Origin of the sequence: Leptospira bouyouniensis (genome assembly GCF_004769525.1) — a bacterium.
GTDB lineage: Bacteria > Spirochaetota > Leptospiria > Leptospirales > Leptospiraceae > Leptospira_A > Leptospira_A bouyouniensis.
On sequence record NZ_RQFT01000012.1, the window covers coordinates 536546 to 553925 of the forward strand.

The following is a 17380-nucleotide window of genomic DNA, read 5'->3' on the forward strand; positions in this document are numbered from 1 at the left end:
CCCAAGGAAACTTCCTTGTTTGTGACGATTCTATGAATTTAGACTTGTTCTATTGGTCTTTTTGGAGTAAGACATTTAGAAAGAGTGTAATTTCTTGTCCCGTAAGGTGGCAAAGAAAAGATTGGCTAATGGTGAAAGGACCTACGCAATGAAAGAGGAAATACCTGTTCTCAAAGGGAAAACCAAAAAAGAACTAGAAGAGATATGTGTTTCCTTAGGTCTAGAAAAATACCGAGCTGCACAAATTTATACGGGAATTTATAAGAGTCGTTATACGACAATTGATCAGTTCACAACTCTCTCCAAAGAAGTTAGGGAAAAATTAAAAGCACACACCCTATACCCAGAAATTGAAATCGGAAGGGATTTGGTTTCCAAAGAAGATGGAACAAGGAAATTTACCTTCTATGTAGGGGAAAATAAAGAGATCGAAGCCGTATGGATTCCTTCGGGAGATGGTGGTCGAAAAACGATTTGTATCTCCTCTCAAATTGGTTGTACCCTCAATTGTAAATTTTGTGCCACTGGCCTTTTGGAATACAAAGGCAATTTACATACTTGGCAAATCCTAGACCAAGTTTTACAGGTGGAACGCCTCGTTGGGGACCGTGCAACAAACATTGTATTTATGGGAATGGGCGAGCCAATGCACAATTATTTCTCTGTGATGAAGGCAGCTCATATCTTACGAGACAAGGATGCATTTGGACTTGGAGGTCTTCGAATCACCATTTCAACTGCAGGGGTTACCACAGGAATCAATCGATTCATTGAAAACAAAGAACCATTTAATTTTGCAATCTCTCTCAACCACCCAAACCCCAATGCACGTTCTTCTGTTATGGATGTAAATGATAAACACCCTTTGGATAAACTCATTGAGAGTGCCAAACGTTTCACAAAAGAACTGGATCGTGCCATTACCTTTGAATATGTAATGATCCCTGATGTGAATATGGGCAGAGACAATGCGGAAAGGCTCGCAAAAATTGCAAGGTCTGTGAATAAATGTAAGATCAATGTAATCCCGCTGAACACGGATTTTACGGGATGGCGCAGACCCACCGATGATGAAGTCAAAGAATTTGTAATGCATCTCAAAGCAAAAACAACGGCACCCATTCTCAATCGTCGTAGTCCTGGAAGGGATATCAATGGCGCTTGTGGAATGTTAGCTCTGAAAGGAATTCGAAGTGAAACAACAAAATAAGTGGATATTGGTTTTGTTTTTGGCTCTCAGTTTCTACAACTGCCAAGACATTGTAGAACAAAAATGCCAATTAGCATGTGAAAAATTTGTCTCTTGTACAGAAGAGGAACTCAAACTCACGCTCGCACCTGACGTGAAACGAACAGGACGTATCCAATGTATGGATGGTTGTACAACACACAATAGTGATATTTTACAGTGTTTTGACCAAGAACCAAACTCTTGTAAGGGCTTCGGACAATGCCTTGTCCAAATTGGTACTTTTGAATGAAAGATTCACTCACTCAATCGGAACGAATTTTTTATCGAATTTTGTTACTATTGGCATCACTCCCAATCCTTTTCACATTACCTTTGGATGTGATTGATATTGATAGTGCACAGTATGCAGGGATCAGCCGTGAATTGGTTTTATCCAATGATTTTTTCACACTTATCGATAATGGAAGAAGGTATTTGGATAAACCCATCTTAACCTTTTGGACGATTGCGACTTCATTTTTCTTTTTTGGGATAAACAACATAGCCTTTCGAATCCCAGCGATTTTTTTAAGTTTGTTATCTGTTTATTCCATTTACCGCATCACAATTTTAACTGGTGGAAAAGAAAGACAAGGTTATCTTGCATCAATTGCATATTTACTCGCTCCTGGTGTGTATGCAATGATTGTGGATCCCAAAATTGATGTGTATCTCACAGCATACTTAGTATTCACCTATCATTTTTATTATTTAGGTAGAAAACAAAATCCAAATTATTTTTACCTGATGTATCTTATGATGTCTATGGGTTTTATCACAAAAGGTCCGATTTCCGTTGTGATTCCTGCGATTTCCATTGGAGGAGATATTTTATTCAGGAGAGATTGGAAACTTTTACTCTCAATGAGAATTCCCACTGGGATCTTTGTCCTCATTTCATTGCCGGCACTTTGGTGTTACTTTTTATACCAAAATTTCAATTCATACGGTCCTGTTTTCTTTTTATGGATCCAATCCTTTGGTCGTTTCTACCGTGAGATGTACGACATTAAGTTTGATCCATTTTATTTTTATAAATCTTTCTCATGGGCATTCTTCAGTGGGCTTGTTCCCATGGTCATCTATCTGATTTTCCATTCTTACCAATATGTAAAGTCACTTGGTTGGAAGGAAATCATAAGGAAGATACGAGCCAATGAATACAAAGAGATCGACTTTGTGATACCATTTTGGGTCTTTCTCTTTTTGTTTCTCATCTCTTTCTCTAGATATCCACTCCCGCAATATACGTATTGGGTATTACCAGCGGCTGCCTTGTATTTTGGCAAAATCATGGAAGAGAGTTTATTTAAATCTAATGTCGCAAGACTGCGGCCATCCTTTCTCATTGCAGGTCTTGTCTACTTAGTGGGTTATTTTTTATTCCCAGTATTTGTTTCTGAAGTGGGAATTTTGTATTATGTATTTGGTGCGATTGGGATTTTATTTATCCTATTATCAGCACAACTCATTCCATTGGAAATCCTTGTCACACTTGTTGGGGCAACTTTGTTTTTTAGTGCCATCAGTTTGCAGTTTTATCCACTGCTCACAAGTTTCCAACCTTCTCGCGAATTCGGCGCTAAAATTAAAGAATTGGAACCAGAAGATACCGTCTTATATACATTTTGGATGTCGAATTCAAAAAGGTCTTATGGGTTTTATGCGGAACGAAATTTTCGCAATATCTATGATAAGGAAAAGTTAGATAAATTGTGGTCTGAAAAACCAGAACGTCTGATGATTTTGCCTTCCGAAAAATTGGCGCAGCTGCAGGAAATGGTCGGTGCCGAATACCAAATCATACCCGTTTTAGAGAAAGATTCCTTTAAAGTAGCGACTCCTACCATCGCTTTCCTCAAAAAAGAGACAAGAAACCTTGTGACGAAGAAAATTTCTTTGGTTTGGGTGAAAAAAATGCAGGGGAAATCTTCTAAAAACTCGAAAGTATAACTAGGCTAAATTGTGTAAGTCTGGTTTTTAGGGCCCTTCGATGTCAAAGTCAGGGCCTTTTTTTTTGGTGAATTCGCTTCGTGTAAAATTCTGAATCTGGTTCAAATATTCTTTCCATTCAAATCTGTTGTTTTTTTTGAAAATTGCGATTTTCAAACCTAAGTCCCAAAATCTTGTTTTCTTTTTTTTTCCATTTTGACGTCGGATTTTAGGAAATGAGAAGTTTAAAGTACATTTTAGGATTCTATACCTTTCTTTCCATTCTTGTATTATCAACGTTAGTCACAGTTCTGATTTTATATTTAAACTGGGGATTATTACAAAATGTATACCGTGGCGAAATGGAAAATGCGGGTAAAAGTGCCGGTGCTGAACTTTCCAATTATTATAAATCACAAATTCGAATTGCGGAATTGATTGCAAGACAGAGTGAGATTGTTGATTCCTTTCGATCGACTAAATCATCCAACGCTACTGAATATCTCGTTAAAATTATGCGAGAAGCAAATGGTGAATATGAAAACATTTTTTTATCTATCCCAGTGCAGAATGCTAAAATTTTTGCTGCAGGAATTCCAAGTTCAGTGGGTTACCAATTGGAAGAATCAAAAACAGGTGATCATGTGGTTGTGGCCTTAAAAAAAGAATTCATGATAGGATCTGTTCAAGCATCACCAATCACAGGTTTACCCGTTAGTTTGTTATCGTTTCCCATCCAAGATAAGGGAATTGTCATTGGAATCTTGTGGATTGCACTCAATCTTGAGAATGTATCCAATAGGATGCGAGACGGAATCCATGTTGGTACAAATGGTCACGTCACAGCCATCACAACGAAAGGAATCGTTTTTGCTGGTCCAGATAAATCAAAAATTTTGAAGGTAGATCTAAGTAAAATACCAGAAGCACGCCCTATCCTCGAAGCTAAGGACGGATCTTATTTCGAATACACAGAGAATGGAAAAGACTATGCATTTTTGGTCAAAAGATTGGAAGAATGGAATACGATCATTGGAGTGGTACTCCCTAAATCAGATATTAGCTCTGGATTCTATCGAGTTGCAACAATTGCAATTATAGTTGTATTTTTAATCACTGCTATCGTTGTACTTGGCATTTTTCTTTTTTTAAGAAAACGTTTGGCACCTTTGGAACATTCTGCAATTTTACTCGATAAAATGGCAGAGGGTGACCTTTCAGGATCGGTTACCCAGACGTATCAAGATGAAGTAGGAAAGATAAACCAATCACTCGAGAGATTCATCAATAGTATCCGGATGTCAATTGAAGATATTCATACTGTCGTTGATGAAATTAAAATTTCTTCTGAAACTTTAAATTCTTCTACCTCTATTTTTTCTGAAATGGCACAAGGAACTGCAGCAACTGCAGAAGAAATCTCAGCTACAACGGAAGAAGTTTCCGCAAGTATGGAAACGACATCGTCTTCTACAATCAAACAACATCAAAACATAAAAGAGTTCAATGAAAAGATAAGTGAGTTAGCACAAGGGGCAACCCAAATCGAAATGGAAACCAAAGCGGCTCTAGTGAATACTGAGAGTATTTCAAAACAGGCAAAATTAGGTGGTGAAGCTCTTAACCAAATGAATGAAGTGATTAGCGTGATTTTAGATTCTTCTGCTGAGATGAAAGAAGTCATTGGAATCATCGACGATATTTCAGATCAAACGAGTTTATTAGCACTAAATGCTGCCATTGAAGCTGCACGGGCGGGTGAAGCAGGTAGGGGTTTTGCCATTGTGGCGGAAGAAATTTCAAAACTTTCAGAAAGGACAGCGCATTCAATCCAGTCCATCGAGGAAATGATCGGTAAAAACAGTCGGGAATTGGATGAAGGGGCCAAAGGGATTCGTGAAACGATTGAGTTATTTAATCTAATCATCAAAGACATCGCAAAAGTTGAGAACGTTATGCAAAGATTATCCGAAACAACGCTTTCACAACTGGACTATAACAAAGAGGTTGACAAACGCTCTGCGGAAGTAAGGAAAGAATCCGAATCCATTTTATTGGCCATTGAAGAGCAAAAAAGAGCCATGGAGCAAATTTCCCAATCAGTCTTTGGTATCAATGAGGAGACAATGAATGTAGCAAATGGTTCAGACCAAGTGGCAAACTCTGTGATGAGGTTAACTCAAGCTGCAAATACCCTGAGAGAGATTACAACAAGGTTCAAAATCAAGAAAGATTAAGAGATTGGCACTTAGATTCAGGGAAAAAAATAAAATCTGGATTTTTCTCAAGCAGACAATAACGCTCGTTTGTTGACCAATTCGGGTTTTATTGAGACTTAGTTTCAATTAAAAAAGTTCTGAAAAAATCTAAAATTATGTCTCTTTTAATGTTTTTTCACAACTAAAACCCTTACATACTTGCTTTTTTTCGGATTTTACCTTTCCTTGTCAGAAGACAGTGTAAACGGATTCAGGAAATCTGCGAATGAATATAAAAATACTCAAGATCTCTGTGCCTATCGTTGCGGTAGCTGCGTTAGCATATTTGATTTTTTCACCTAGCCGTTATGTGGGCTATTCACCCGACCAGCCCATTCCCTTCAACCACAAGATACATGCAGGCGATAATAAAATCGATTGTAAGTATTGCCATACAGGCGTTGAAAATTCGGCCCATGCCACAGTTCCCCCAAGTTCCACTTGTATGAACTGCCATGGAGCAGGTAACGTAGCGGGAAACCAAGAACATGTTAAATGGCTGAAAGCTCAATACGATAGCAACACTCCAGTTTCCTGGGTGAAGGTCCATGACCAACCAGACTTCGTATACTTTAACCACTCAAGACACGTTCAACGTGGCGTTGATTGTTCCACATGTCATGGCAACATGGCAGAGATGGTAAAGGTTAGACAGTCCAAGTCCCTCAATATGGGATTTTGTGTCGATTGCCATAGAGAGAACAATGCTCCTAACGATTGTTCTACGTGCCACAGATAATCGGGAGACAAGTAATAATTTATGATGAAAGACGATAGTTTCCAAAAAGAAAAAAAGTCACTTTGGCAGTCTTATGAACTTCGCGGTACTTCTCGCGAAAAAGAACTCCAAAAACAAGAGTTCTACAAATCACCAGACCCTTTGATTGCAAAAATCAAAAAAGGTGACTTTGATAGAAAAACATTCCTTAAGTTTATGGGTGCATCAGTTGTGATGACAACTGTTGGTTGTATCCAAAAACCTGCTGAAAAAATTGTTCCATATGTGAACCTCACCATTAAAAATCCAGACAATAACGAAGTAGAACAATACGACTTCGTAAAACATGGACACTCGTATCACTATGCTTCGGTATGTGGTGGATGTTCTGTTGGTTGTGGGGTTTTGGTAAAAGCAAAAGATGGCCGTCCTTTAAAACTGGAAGGTAACCCAAGCCATCCAATTTCTGAAGGTGCATTATGTGCTTCTGGACAAGCTTCTATTTTTGATCTTTATGATGCAGACCGCGCGAAAGAACCACAACAAGTTGTGAATGGTGTCGCTAAATCAAGTGACTGGTTTGTTCTCGATAAAGACGTAAAAGAAAAACTCGCGGCAAACAAAGGAAAGACGGTCATTGTAACCAAACCTCTTTCTTCACCTGCGACCAAAGAATTTGTTTCTGAATTTTTACGATCTGTTGGTGGTGGAAAACACTTAGAAGTGGCGTTTGCTTCTTCTGATGATGCCATCACCATTGCTCAAGAAAAATCATATGGAAAGGCAGTTCTACCAAACTACCACTTTGACAAAGCAAAAGTGATCCTTTCGATCGATAGTGATTTCTTAAACCAAGTCAACTATCACAACGATTTTTCTAAACGAAGAGACTTACAAAAAAACTCTAAATCGATGAATGTTTTCATCGCTGCAGAATCACATCCGTCTATGACAGGATCGAATGCTGACCAAAGAGTTCCATTAAAACCTGGTGACCAAAGAAAGTTTGCCTTAGTGATTGCAAAGGCTCTCTCTGATTTGGGAGTGGGTGGAGCAACGGGTGTTTCTGGAATCAATGTCGATACAACAGCTTCTGAACTTGGAATTTCCAAAGAAGTAGTGGTTCGCACAGCGAAGGCTCTCGCTTCTGCTAAGGGTGAATCCCTTGTGGTTAGTGGTGGTTCCAACACATTAACAGAAGACGCAGTGGATTTACAAATTGCTGTGAACATGTTAAATAGCATGCTCGGTAACGATGGAAAAACGATCGATGCCGGAAATCCTTTGAAAGAAGGAAAATCCAATTACGCTGAAAACTTAAAATCTCTCGCAAAAGACTTAAAAGAAAGAAAAGTCGGAGTGGTGATTCTTTTTGGTGTGAATCCAGTTTACGAAGCACCTAACGGTGATGAGTGGAAAAAGCTACTTCATGAAGCAGCTCAAGTGGTACAAGTTTCTGACCGTGTGGATGAAACTGCTCTTGCTTCCAACTGGCTTGCTCCTGTATCACATTTCCTTGAGTCTTGGGGTGATAATGAATCTGTAGCAGGGATTGTGGCAATCCAACAACCAACCATCCGACCTCTTTTCCAATCCAAAGCATTCGAAGATATGCTCATTGGTTGGGCTGGTGGAAAGTTACTTGGATCTGAGTCCCTTTACGAATACCTCAAAGCAAAATACTCGAAAAAAACCAATTGGGAAGACTTACTTCGCAAAGGTGTTCTTGTTACTGGGAATCCAAAAGCAGACAAAGGTGGTCGTTCTTTCCGTGGAACCATCGCACCACTTGCACCTAGCAAATCTGGTTTAACCGTTTCCCTTTACGAAAGCACAGCAATTGGAACAGGTGAAAGAGCAAACAACTCCCAACTACAAGAACTTCCAGATCCAGTATCCAAAGTAACTTGGGACAATTACGTTGCCATCAGCCCACAATACTCACGTTCGTCGGGGATCAAACTCAATGACGTGGTCACGGTGACTGTAAACGGAAAGTCCTTCGAACTCCCAGCTCTTGTCCAACCAGGACTCCATCCAGAAGCCGTTGGAATTGCTCTTGGTTATGGAAGAACAAACGTGGGTGAGATCGGAAACGGTGTTGGTAAAAATGCAAGTATCCTTGCCGCAGAAGTAAACGGATCAGCAGTATACTCTGGTTTATCCATCACACTTTCCCCAACAGGAAAAAAATACAAACTCGCGACCACACAGGATCACCATATGATGAGCCCTGGTGTGATGATGGGTGTGGAATGGAAAGAAAGACCACTTATCATTTCTGCGAAACTACAAGACTATTCTAAAAATCCAAGTGCAGGGATCCCTGAACCTGAGATCCCAAAAATCTTAGTGGATGGAAAATTACAAAGAGCACAAGGAGCAAACGCTCCTTCTGACCAACCAGGAAGCCAATTTGCATACCCAGGATATAAATGGGGAATGGCAGTGGACCTTACTTCTTGTTCTGGTTGTGGTGCTTGTGTAGTCGCATGTAACATTGAAAACAACGTGCCTATGGTTGGGCGAGACGAAGTAAGAATGGGTCGTGAGATGCATTGGCTTCGAATTGACCGTTACTACATCGGGGATCCTGAAAAACCAGAATCACTTGAAATTGCCCACCAACCACTGATGTGCCAACATTGTGATAACGCTCCTTGTGAGACAGTTTGTCCAGTGGCAGCAACTGTTCACAGTTCGGAAGGAACAAACGACATGGTTTATAACCGTTGCGTGGGAACTCGTTACTGCTCAAACAACTGCCCGTACAAAGTGCGTCGTTTTAACTGGTTAGAACATTGGAATGAACACAGCATTCTCGGTGATGCAACTCCTACCTTCAAAGCTCGTCCTCCAAGAAACTTGGGACTGAACCCAGATGTAACCGTTCGTTCTCGAGGGGTGATGGAAAAATGTAACTTCTGTGCTTCTCGAGTTGCTGAGAAAAAAATCGCAGCGAAAAACGAAGGGCGCACTCTGAAAGATGGGGAAGTGAAAGCCGCTTGTGAACAAACTTGTGCCTCTGGTGCCATTGTGTTCGGTAACGTAAACGATCCTGAATCAAAAGTAGCGAAGCTCTTGAAAGACCCTAGGTCTTACAAACTTCTGGAATACCTAAACATCGGACCTGCTGTCAATTATTTGACCCGAGTTCGAAACGAAGTTTAACAGGGAGAACACAAAGGGAATGTCATTAACACAAGCAGTTAGAGATAAATTAGATATCCCCGACCTGGTAACAGGCGGGAAATCGCTTAAAGATGTAACCGTTGATATCGCAAAACCAAACGAAGATTTCCCAACCAAACTTTGGTGGAATACCTTCCTATTGGTTCTTACGATCACCCTGATCGACGTAGCCATTATCGGTTATTTGTTTTACGAAGGCCTTTACCTCCTTGGGATCAACAACCCAGTTGGTTGGGGATTTTTCGTCGTTAACTTCGTATTCTGGATTGGTATTGGTCACGCAGGAACTTTGATTTCTGCCGTTTTATATCTGTTCCGTCAAGGTTGGAGAACAGGGATTAACCGTGCTGCGGAAGCGATGACAATCTTTGCCGTTCTTGTAGCGGCATCGAACCTCATCCTCCACGTGGGTCGTCCATGGCTTGGATTTTGGCTCTTTCCATATCCAAACGAAAGAGGTCCACTTTGGGTGAACTTCCGTTCCCCACTCATCTGGGACACATTTGCGGTTTCCACATACCTTTCGATTTCGATGGTTTTCTGGTATTTGGGTCTTATCCCTGACCTTGCAACCCTCAGAGATCGTGCGACAGAAACTTGGAGAAAGAACTTATACAACATCCTAGCCTTTGGTTGGGTTGGTTCGGCAAGAGCTTGGTCTCATCTGGAAATCGTTTCCATGATTTTAGCTGCTCTTTCCACTCCACTCGTTCTTTCGGTGCACACAATTGTATCCTTCGACTTCGCGGTTTCCATCCTCCCAGGTTGGCACACGACCATCTTTCCTCCATACTTCGTTGCCGGTGCGATTTTCTCCGGATTTGCCATGGTGGTAACTCTTATGGTCATTGCACGTGAAGTGTTCAACTTAAAGAACTACATCACAATGAAACACTTGGACAACATGAACAAAATCATGATGGTGACAGGTCTTATCGTTGGTCTTGCTTACGGAACAGAGTTTTTCATCGCTTGGTATTCTGGAAACGAATACGAAGGATTTGCATTCTGGAACAGAGCATTTGGACCATATGGTTGGGCTTACTTCATTATGATTTCCTGTAACGTATTGTCACCACAGGTATTCTGGTTCCGCAAACTTCGTTACAACATCCCTGTGATGTTTGTAGCCTCTCTTGTGGTAAACGTAGGTATGTGGTTTGAACGATTTGTGATCATGATGACACTGAACCGTGACTTTTTACCATCCAGTTGGGCCATGTATACGCCAACACTTTTCGACTACGCTATGTTAATCGGAACGTTTGGTATCTTCTTTACTCTCTTCCTTCTCTGGTGCCGAATCATGCCAGTGATTGCGATTGCAGAAGTAAAAACAGTGATGCCACAAAAAGAAGGAGCACACCACTAGTATGTATCTTCCAAAATTAGAACAGTTTCACAAATACAAAGAAATGGACGAAGGTGTGCTCGGGATTTTCGACACTCCTGAAGCCATTATGCATGCTGCGGAAAAAACGAAGGAGAAGGATTATATCGGATTCGATTGTATCCTTCCTTACCCAGTGCACGGAATTGACGAAGCCATGGGAACACCTAGATCGGGTCTTCCTTGGATCACTTTCTTTGCTGGGATTTTTGGATGCACAATTGGAATTTTATTCCAATACCTAACTCATGCACATGACTGGCCTCTCAATATTTCGGGAAAATCTCTCAATGCATGGTTTGCCTATGTGCCAATCATCTTTGAATTAACTGTATTCTCCGCAGGGATTTATACAGTCGCTGCTTTATGTTTTTTAAGCGGTATTCCCAAAGCAACTCGTCGTATCCTTCACCCGGATTTGACGTCTCATAAATTCGGTCTTTGGATTCCAAAGTCTGCGAAAGGGTATAACGAATCCGATGTGGTTTCGTTTGTCAAAAGCCTTGGCGGGTCCGAAGTAACTGTTGTGAAACCGGAGAACCAAAAATGAAACAAAACATCTTTCGAGTTTTCGCACTCGTAGCAGTCGTTTTTTTCGCAAACTGTGATTATAAAACTCCTGTTTATGAATACTTTCCGAACATGTATGATTCTCCTGCTAGAGAATCACAAGAAGCAGATTCTTTTGCTTCGAATGGTTCTGCTTCAAGGATTCCACCAAAAGGTGCGATCCCAGTCGGATACTTTCCATACCCATATGCAGCGGAAGCAACTCCCGACACACTTCCTGGTGCGGATAAAGGATTAAAGAATCCTATCGCAAAGGTAAGTTTAGGAGATTTGATGATTGGAGAAAAACGTTACCAAACATATTGTACACCATGCCATGGAGTACAAGGTTTAGGAAATGGATCTGTTGTTGGACCGGCTCCAAAGTTCCAACAACCACCTCCATCAGTTGTTTCTGATAAAATCCGCGGTTGGTCCGATGGACAAATCTACCATATCATTACAATGGGTCGAGGTCTGATGGGAAGTTATGCTTACCAAATCGAACCAGAAGACAGATGGAAGCTCATCGCTTACATCCGTAAACTTCAAGAATATGAAGTGAAAAATAAAAAGGCGAACTAGGGGAAATTATGAGCTCTACAAAAGCAGCGAAACTAGACGAAACATTATTGCAGTTCAAACTGCCAGTGTCCGTTCGTAATGCACTCATTGCCATGATCGGAGTAGGAGTGGTGAGTTTTCTCATCGCCTTTTTTGGGTTTGGTCATGAAACGTCTCGCCATATGGATGAGGCAGGTCATTTCCACCATACGAATTTAGGTTACCATATTTTACTCATTGGTGCATACTTTGTCATTGGACTTTCTATCACAGGGATTTTCTTCACGGCGATCCAACACTTAACAGGATCTCAGTGGTCTGTGACTGTTCGAAGGATTTTCGAAACATACGGACTCTTTGCTCCTGTGGCAGGGCTTCTTCTTGTGGGAGTGATCTTTGGAATGCATGATTTGTATGAGTGGGCAGATGCTGGCGTTCGTGAAAACGACCACCTCATCCACCACAAAGCTGGTTATTTAAATCCAACCGCTTTCATCATTCGATGTGTATTATTCATAGGTGTATGGTCTGTGTTTGCTTACATTTTCCATGGAAAATCTGTAGGCCAAGATAAAGATAAGGTAGTTGATACAACTAAGACTCTTGCCAAAATTTCTGGAGGATTCATCCTCTTCTTCGCATTGTCATGGTGCCTTATGTCATTCGACTTACTCATGTCACTTTCCCCACACTGGTTCTCAACCATGTTTGGTGTATATGCCTTTGCAGGTGCTTTCCAAACTTCTCTTGCATCGTATTTGATTGTCATTGCGATTTTGAAGAAAAACGGATACCTCGGCGAAGCAGTCAACGAAAACCACTATCATGACATCGCAAAGTTTTTACTTGGTATGACAACGTTTTGGGCTTACGTGGGTTTCTCACAGTTTATGCTCATTTGGTATGCAAACATCCCGGAAGAAACTTTCTTTTACGAAATGCGTATGACAGGTGGTTGGGGTTATACAACATTACTCCTTCCATTTGTGAAGTTTGTCATTCCGTTCCTACTTTTACTGAATCGTCCTAACAAACGAAACATTGATTTCCTTTGGAAATTGGCAGCTTGGATCCTGACAGTTCAGTTCTTTGAACTTTTTTGGTTAGTATTCCCTGCAAATTTTGAAAAATTCTCGATCCTTCACTTTGTGTTAGCGTTTGGTGGCACTGTGGGAGTGGTTGGTCTTTTTGGTTTCTTTGTCTTCAAAAAGTTCGAAAAACATAGTTTAGTTCCGGTTGGTGACCCTCGTTTAGATGAGTGCCTTCACCACCACCAATAGGAGAATTGTTTTGAAACTGAAATTAGTAGCATTCTTGATCGTTGGGATGAGCGTAACAGCTTGTTCCAAAAACGCAGAGGTAACTTGGCATAAAAATTGTGATGCCAAAACCAACAAAGCTAGTTTGGATTTTACTGTTCCTTTGTATTCAGAACCAGATTCGAATTCTAAGGTGGTAGAGTTTGTTCCCGTAGGGACTGTAGTGAAAGTATTTGAGGCTCGTAACCACAACGTATGGGCTCCTAAATACTTTATCAAAGTTCAAACGGCAAAAAACGAAGGTTTTATGAGCCCTAGATGTTTTGTAGTAGGGCAAGATCCTGCAAATAGTGTTTGGAGATATTCCAAAGGACTCGTAACGGATTCAAAACCGTTTTATGATCCAGCTGACAAAGCACATTATCCGAGAGGGACTGAGTATTCAAATCTTAAGGACCTTCCAAAAGAAAAGATCCCACTTTCTGAACTCACAAAAGGTTTGGAAGAAGGAACCTACATAAACAAAAATATGTTAAAACAAAACTAATATGTTTTTGTTAAAAAAACAACTGCTCGTGGATATACTTCTTTAGCAGTTGTTTTGGAAAAGACCCAAGGGTAACCAAGGGTCTTTTTTTATGATTCCCAGTAAATCAGTTACGCTTTTAGACTTTCTTCGGATTTTGTGAGGATAAATCCTTCATAAAGAACAATCGCCAAAATCACAATTTTTTCCCAAACAAAATAGAAAGCACCAATGGTTTGGATGACGTTCCAATGTTTGATGAGTAAGAATAGGGAGAATCCACAATAACCTAAGTTTCCAAGGATCACACCTACGAGGAATAATTTCCATTGTTTTGGTCTTTGTATAAAGCAGGTATTGGAATAAAAAAACAAAACCCCACCAAAAATTCCTAGATTATAAAGGGCATCCACGGGCATTCCAAAAATAGGCTGATAAGGAATGATTACCGCAAATAACACTAGTAAGGAGATAGATGCGCCGAAAGCATCGATACAAAAAATGGTATAGGGTTGGAAATGTTTAAAAAGTCTTTGTAACATTGATTGAATCCTGTTTTTGTTTTCTCCTCATTGCCAAAAACATCGGTGGTTCTCTTGATTCCCATAAACCGATGTTTTATTAAAAGAGATAGATCCCCATCCAACAAATTTGAAATTTATTTGTAACCAATTTAATTTGGAAAATACCAACTTTTGATCTCAGAAATCTTTATGAGATTTCCGAAGCGTCGAGAATTTTAATTTTTTCCCAATCGTCGATCCATGTTTTTCCGGAATTTGTTCTAAAAATTTAAATTTTACGATTTACACTACTAATATATCTTAGTATCTAAGATATATTAGTAGTAAGATAATGAATAGGTTAAATATATAGATTTGATATGGAAATTGAAGTTTTTAAAAAAACAACACGTCAGTATTTTGAAACTGCCCTATCTATGCACGAAACCATTGCGACAAATGTTGGGTTATCTGGGACAGATCATAAATACTTAGGATACTTGATTGAAAATGGTGAGATGACTGCAGGCGAACTAGCAAAACGATCAGGTCTGACAACTGGTGCAATCACTGGAGTCATCGATCGATTAGAGAAAGGGAAATTGGTAAAAAGGAAATTTTTGCAATCAGATAGAAGGAAGGTTATCATTGTTCCTAATTTGGAGAGAGCAAACCAACTGTTTTCCCCTATCTTTAAAAAATTACAAAAAGAAACAGACCATTTGATTTCTAGTTTTTCAGATCGTGAGTTAGAAGTGGTCCATCGGTACTTTGAATCCGCGATTGGGATAATGGATAAAGTGACTAAAAATTTAAAGGAAACGAGTGGGATATGAATGGAATTTTAGAAAATTATTTTGGATTTGCGGTAACGATGTGGATACAAGATCTATCGATCTTTTTATCCAAGAATTCTTTGTCGATTGCCCAGTATTCTTTAGTATTAAATGTACTGATTTATTTTTCGATGAATGGTGCACAAATTTTTGAAACTTTTGTTTTTGTTCCGCGCTGGGCTAGTGGCAATTTATCAAACTTGCGGATTTTAAATACGGAGATCAAATCTGCCAATTTAAAATATTTTTGGATTTTGTTTCACTCGATTCATGAAATTATTTTCTTGGTATCGCTCTTGTTTTGTTATCCAATAGAGGGAATCGGTTATCGTTTGCTCATTTTGTTTATCCTTCACATGGCTGTAAGGGTTTGGACTGTAGTTTATTTTGCTGGGAAAATAATTCGTTTTCAATTTTTAGCAAAGACTGATGGTTATCATTCTCTTGAAGGCACAAATGAAATTAAGACATGGGTCATTCTGAATTACTTTCGGGTTTCTATTTATATTGGAATTTCGATATTGATGATTCCTCTCGCCATAAAAATCTTAAAGGTGAATGGATAAAACATTCACCCTATGGATTCAATTCTCTGTTTTTAAAAATTCCAGAAAAGGTTTTTGACTTTTGGATTTCGTAACGTGAGTCCTGCCCAAAGAAGAATCCCTACGTAAACTGGAAAAAGGGTGTGGCTCCATAATGGATTATCGACACGTACGTGAATGGCAACGGCACCCCCTAAATAACCTGTGAGTAGTAGGGCTCCGAGTGCTGCGGTTTGCGGAATGGCATACAATACCGTAATCACAAGGAGAAGGACCCCGATGGTTGTAGCACTGGCTACTGGTAGCCCAAGTTCCTCCATACTTTTGAGGACGGGATCAATTTTTGCTAGTTTTCCCCCTGCGTCAAAGAGAAGAAACGCAATCACTAGTCCACTGAGAATTCGTCCAACCCAGAGGTAGGTTGGGGATTGGTTGAGTTCGTTCATAAAATCACCTGCAAAAAAATCGGTCTCGCCAGAAAAACATATCAAGTGATATGTTGTCAATATCATTTTCATTTTATGAGAAATCGAAAAACGAGTTAGGAATGGGAAAACAAGAAGAAACTCGCAAACTGATCATTGAATCTGCTTTTGCATTGATTTACCAAAATGGGTTTCAAGGAGTGGGAGTTCGTGAGATTGCTCAATCAGCCAATTTAACCATTGGTGCATTTTTTTATCATTTTCCGACCAAGAATCATGTTGGTTATGCTATCATTGATGAGTTTTTATCAAAAGGTATTATGGATCGATGGATAGTGCCTTTGGAAAAATATGATAATCCTATTGAAGGGATCATTCGCACATTTAAAAAAACTTTTGAGGAATGGCCGGATGAATTTGTTTCGAGAGGTTGTCCGCTCAATAACTTAGGCCAAGAAATGTCTTCGATTGATCCTGAATTCCAAAAAAAAGCCAAAGAACTTTTGTCTACCTGGATTCAGAACACCAAAACTTTCTTGGATATAGCCAGAAAGAAAAAAATCCTAAAGCCAAATACAGATACATTCAAACTTGCAGAGTTTATCGTAACCTTCCAAGAAGCTACATTCGCAATGGGTAAGGTAATGAATGATCGTAGTGTGTATGATTCTTTGTATCTTTCGTTTCGAGACCATCTTCGTTCGCATTGCCATTGACATTCCGCTAAAAGACATTATACTCGCTTGCATGGGTCAAAAACGTACCATCGCAACCTCCGCCTCAGAAGAACGATTAGAAAAACTTTTAGAAGAAAGACTGACTGAAGGTTCAAATCATGAAATCATAGACAAACGAATTTGGGATTTGTTTGGGGAAACTTGGTGTGTGATGTTTACTGACCTATCTGGCTTTTCTAGGGGAGTTGCCAAATTTGGGATCATTCATTTTTTACAAACTATTTATGAATCCCAACGTATCCTGATCCCTGTCCTAGATGAGTTTGATGGTATCCTCATGAAAGATGAAGGCGATAGCCTTATGGTTCTCTTTAGGAATACCAATAAAGCAATTCAGTGCGCCATCCAAATGCAAAAAGCATGCAAACGTTACAATGAAGGAAGAGTTTTGGAAGAACAAATCCTTTTATGTGTTGGTCTTGGGTATGGGAAAATCTTAAAAATTGGGGATACTGATGTGTTTGGCTCGGAAGTGAACGCAGCTTCCAAGTTAGGTGAAGACACGGCGAAAGCTTGGGAGATCCTTGTGACTAGTGCTGTAAAAGAAAATGCAGATGAAACAACCGATTTTGATTTTGAACCGATCACAGAAATTCCACCTGGTTCCGATGGTGCATTTAAACTTCTATATACCTTGGATGAACCAAAGTGGGTCGTATTGTAACTTGCAATGAGTTTCATGAGATAATTAAATGAAACGGCCAACATTTTAACA

17 protein-coding genes are annotated in these 17380 nt (G+C 39.8%); 15 read left to right on the forward strand and 2 right to left on the reverse strand.

The features are described from left to right. Window positions 1-148 precede the first annotated feature (148 nt). From rlmN to EHQ43_RS16725, 11 genes are all read left to right on the forward strand, one after another. On the forward strand, window positions 149-1210 hold the full coding sequence (rlmN, locus tag EHQ43_RS16675; protein WP_135741681.1) for a 23S rRNA (adenine(2503)-C(2))-methyltransferase RlmN: 1062 nt from the start codon (window positions 149-151) through the stop codon (window positions 1208-1210). Continuing rightward, a complete protein-coding gene (locus tag EHQ43_RS16680; protein ID WP_135741682.1) occupies window positions 1194-1481 on the forward strand; it encodes a Cys-rich protein in 288 nt (95 codons plus the stop codon). The genes rlmN and EHQ43_RS16680 overlap by 17 nt, the downstream gene beginning before the upstream one ends. Continuing rightward, complete coding sequence (locus EHQ43_RS16685; protein WP_135771776.1) at window positions 1478-3184, forward strand: ArnT family glycosyltransferase; 1707 nt, start codon at window positions 1478-1480, stop codon at window positions 3182-3184. The genes EHQ43_RS16680 and EHQ43_RS16685 overlap by 4 nt, the downstream gene beginning before the upstream one ends. 215 nt (window positions 3185-3399) lie before the next feature. Next, window positions 3400-5400 carry a methyl-accepting chemotaxis protein gene (locus EHQ43_RS16690; RefSeq protein WP_135771777.1) on the forward strand — a complete coding sequence of 667 codons (2001 nt, stop codon included), beginning with the start codon at window positions 3400-3402 and terminating at the stop codon, window positions 5398-5400. A gap of 247 nt (window positions 5401-5647) precedes the next feature. Next, complete coding sequence (locus tag EHQ43_RS16695; protein WP_135641262.1) at window positions 5648-6160, forward strand: cytochrome c3 family protein; 513 nt, start codon at window positions 5648-5650, stop codon at window positions 6158-6160. Window positions 6161-6184: 24 nt separating this feature from the next. Further along, the gene (locus EHQ43_RS16700) at window positions 6185-9310 is read left to right on the forward strand and encodes a TAT-variant-translocated molybdopterin oxidoreductase (RefSeq protein WP_208731128.1); all 3126 of its coding nucleotides are present in this window, start codon (window positions 6185-6187) and stop codon (window positions 9308-9310) included. A 19-nt stretch (window positions 9311-9329) separates the two neighbouring features. Beyond that, on the forward strand, window positions 9330-10703 hold the full coding sequence (gene nrfD, locus EHQ43_RS16705) for an NrfD/PsrC family molybdoenzyme membrane anchor subunit (RefSeq protein ID WP_015678751.1): 1374 nt from the start codon (window positions 9330-9332) through the stop codon (window positions 10701-10703). A 1-nt stretch (window position 10704) separates the two neighbouring features. Then, window positions 10705-11271, forward strand: coding sequence for a DUF3341 domain-containing protein (locus EHQ43_RS16710; protein ID WP_015678821.1), 567 nt, complete (start codon window positions 10705-10707; stop codon window positions 11269-11271). Next, the gene (locus EHQ43_RS16715) at window positions 11268-11855 is read left to right on the forward strand and encodes a c-type cytochrome (RefSeq protein ID WP_135771779.1); all 588 of its coding nucleotides are present in this window, start codon (window positions 11268-11270) and stop codon (window positions 11853-11855) included. Before EHQ43_RS16710 ends, EHQ43_RS16715 begins: the two co-directional genes overlap by 4 nt. An 8-nt stretch (window positions 11856-11863) precedes the next feature. Next, the gene (locus EHQ43_RS16720; RefSeq protein WP_135741687.1) at window positions 11864-13114 is read left to right on the forward strand and encodes a hypothetical protein; all 1251 of its coding nucleotides are present in this window, start codon (window positions 11864-11866) and stop codon (window positions 13112-13114) included. A 10-nt stretch (window positions 13115-13124) separates the two neighbouring features. Beyond that, window positions 13125-13640, forward strand: a complete 516-nt coding sequence (locus tag EHQ43_RS16725; protein ID WP_135771780.1) for an Lsa16 family lipoprotein adhesin — start codon at window positions 13125-13127, stop codon at window positions 13638-13640. A 110-nt stretch (window positions 13641-13750) separates the two neighbouring features. Here the strand turns inward: EHQ43_RS16725 and EHQ43_RS16730 are convergent, their stop codons facing one another. Beyond that, window positions 13751-14161 carry a hypothetical protein gene (locus tag EHQ43_RS16730; protein ID WP_135741689.1) on the reverse strand — a complete coding sequence of 137 codons (411 nt, stop codon included), beginning with the start codon at window positions 14159-14161 and terminating at the stop codon, window positions 13751-13753. A gap of 341 nt (window positions 14162-14502) precedes the next feature. On the opposite strand from EHQ43_RS16730, the gene EHQ43_RS16735 reads away from it, so the two are divergent. Next, window positions 14503-14958: a MarR family winged helix-turn-helix transcriptional regulator gene (locus EHQ43_RS16735; protein ID WP_135741690.1), complete on the forward strand. Its 456-nt coding sequence runs from the start codon at window positions 14503-14505 to the stop codon at window positions 14956-14958. Continuing rightward, window positions 14955-15524 carry a hypothetical protein gene (locus EHQ43_RS16740; RefSeq protein ID WP_135754899.1) on the forward strand — a complete coding sequence of 190 codons (570 nt, stop codon included), beginning with the start codon at window positions 14955-14957 and terminating at the stop codon, window positions 15522-15524. Before EHQ43_RS16735 ends, EHQ43_RS16740 begins: the two co-directional genes overlap by 4 nt. 32 nt (window positions 15525-15556) lie before the next feature. Here the strand turns inward: EHQ43_RS16740 and EHQ43_RS16745 are convergent, their stop codons facing one another. Further along, window positions 15557-15949 (reverse strand): DoxX family protein, encoded by a 393-nt coding sequence (locus tag EHQ43_RS16745; RefSeq protein WP_135771781.1) that lies wholly within the window; start codon window positions 15947-15949, stop codon window positions 15557-15559. Between the two features lie 50 nt (window positions 15950-15999). Here EHQ43_RS16745 and EHQ43_RS16750 point away from each other — a divergent pair, with 50 nt between their 5' ends. Then, window positions 16000-16644, forward strand: coding sequence for a TetR/AcrR family transcriptional regulator (locus tag EHQ43_RS16750; protein ID WP_244242865.1), 645 nt, complete (start codon window positions 16000-16002; stop codon window positions 16642-16644). A 31-nt stretch (window positions 16645-16675) separates the two neighbouring features. Beyond that, a complete protein-coding gene (locus EHQ43_RS16755; RefSeq protein WP_135742456.1) occupies window positions 16676-17329 on the forward strand; it encodes an adenylate/guanylate cyclase domain-containing protein in 654 nt (217 codons plus the stop codon). Window positions 17330-17380: the final 51 nt, after the last annotated feature.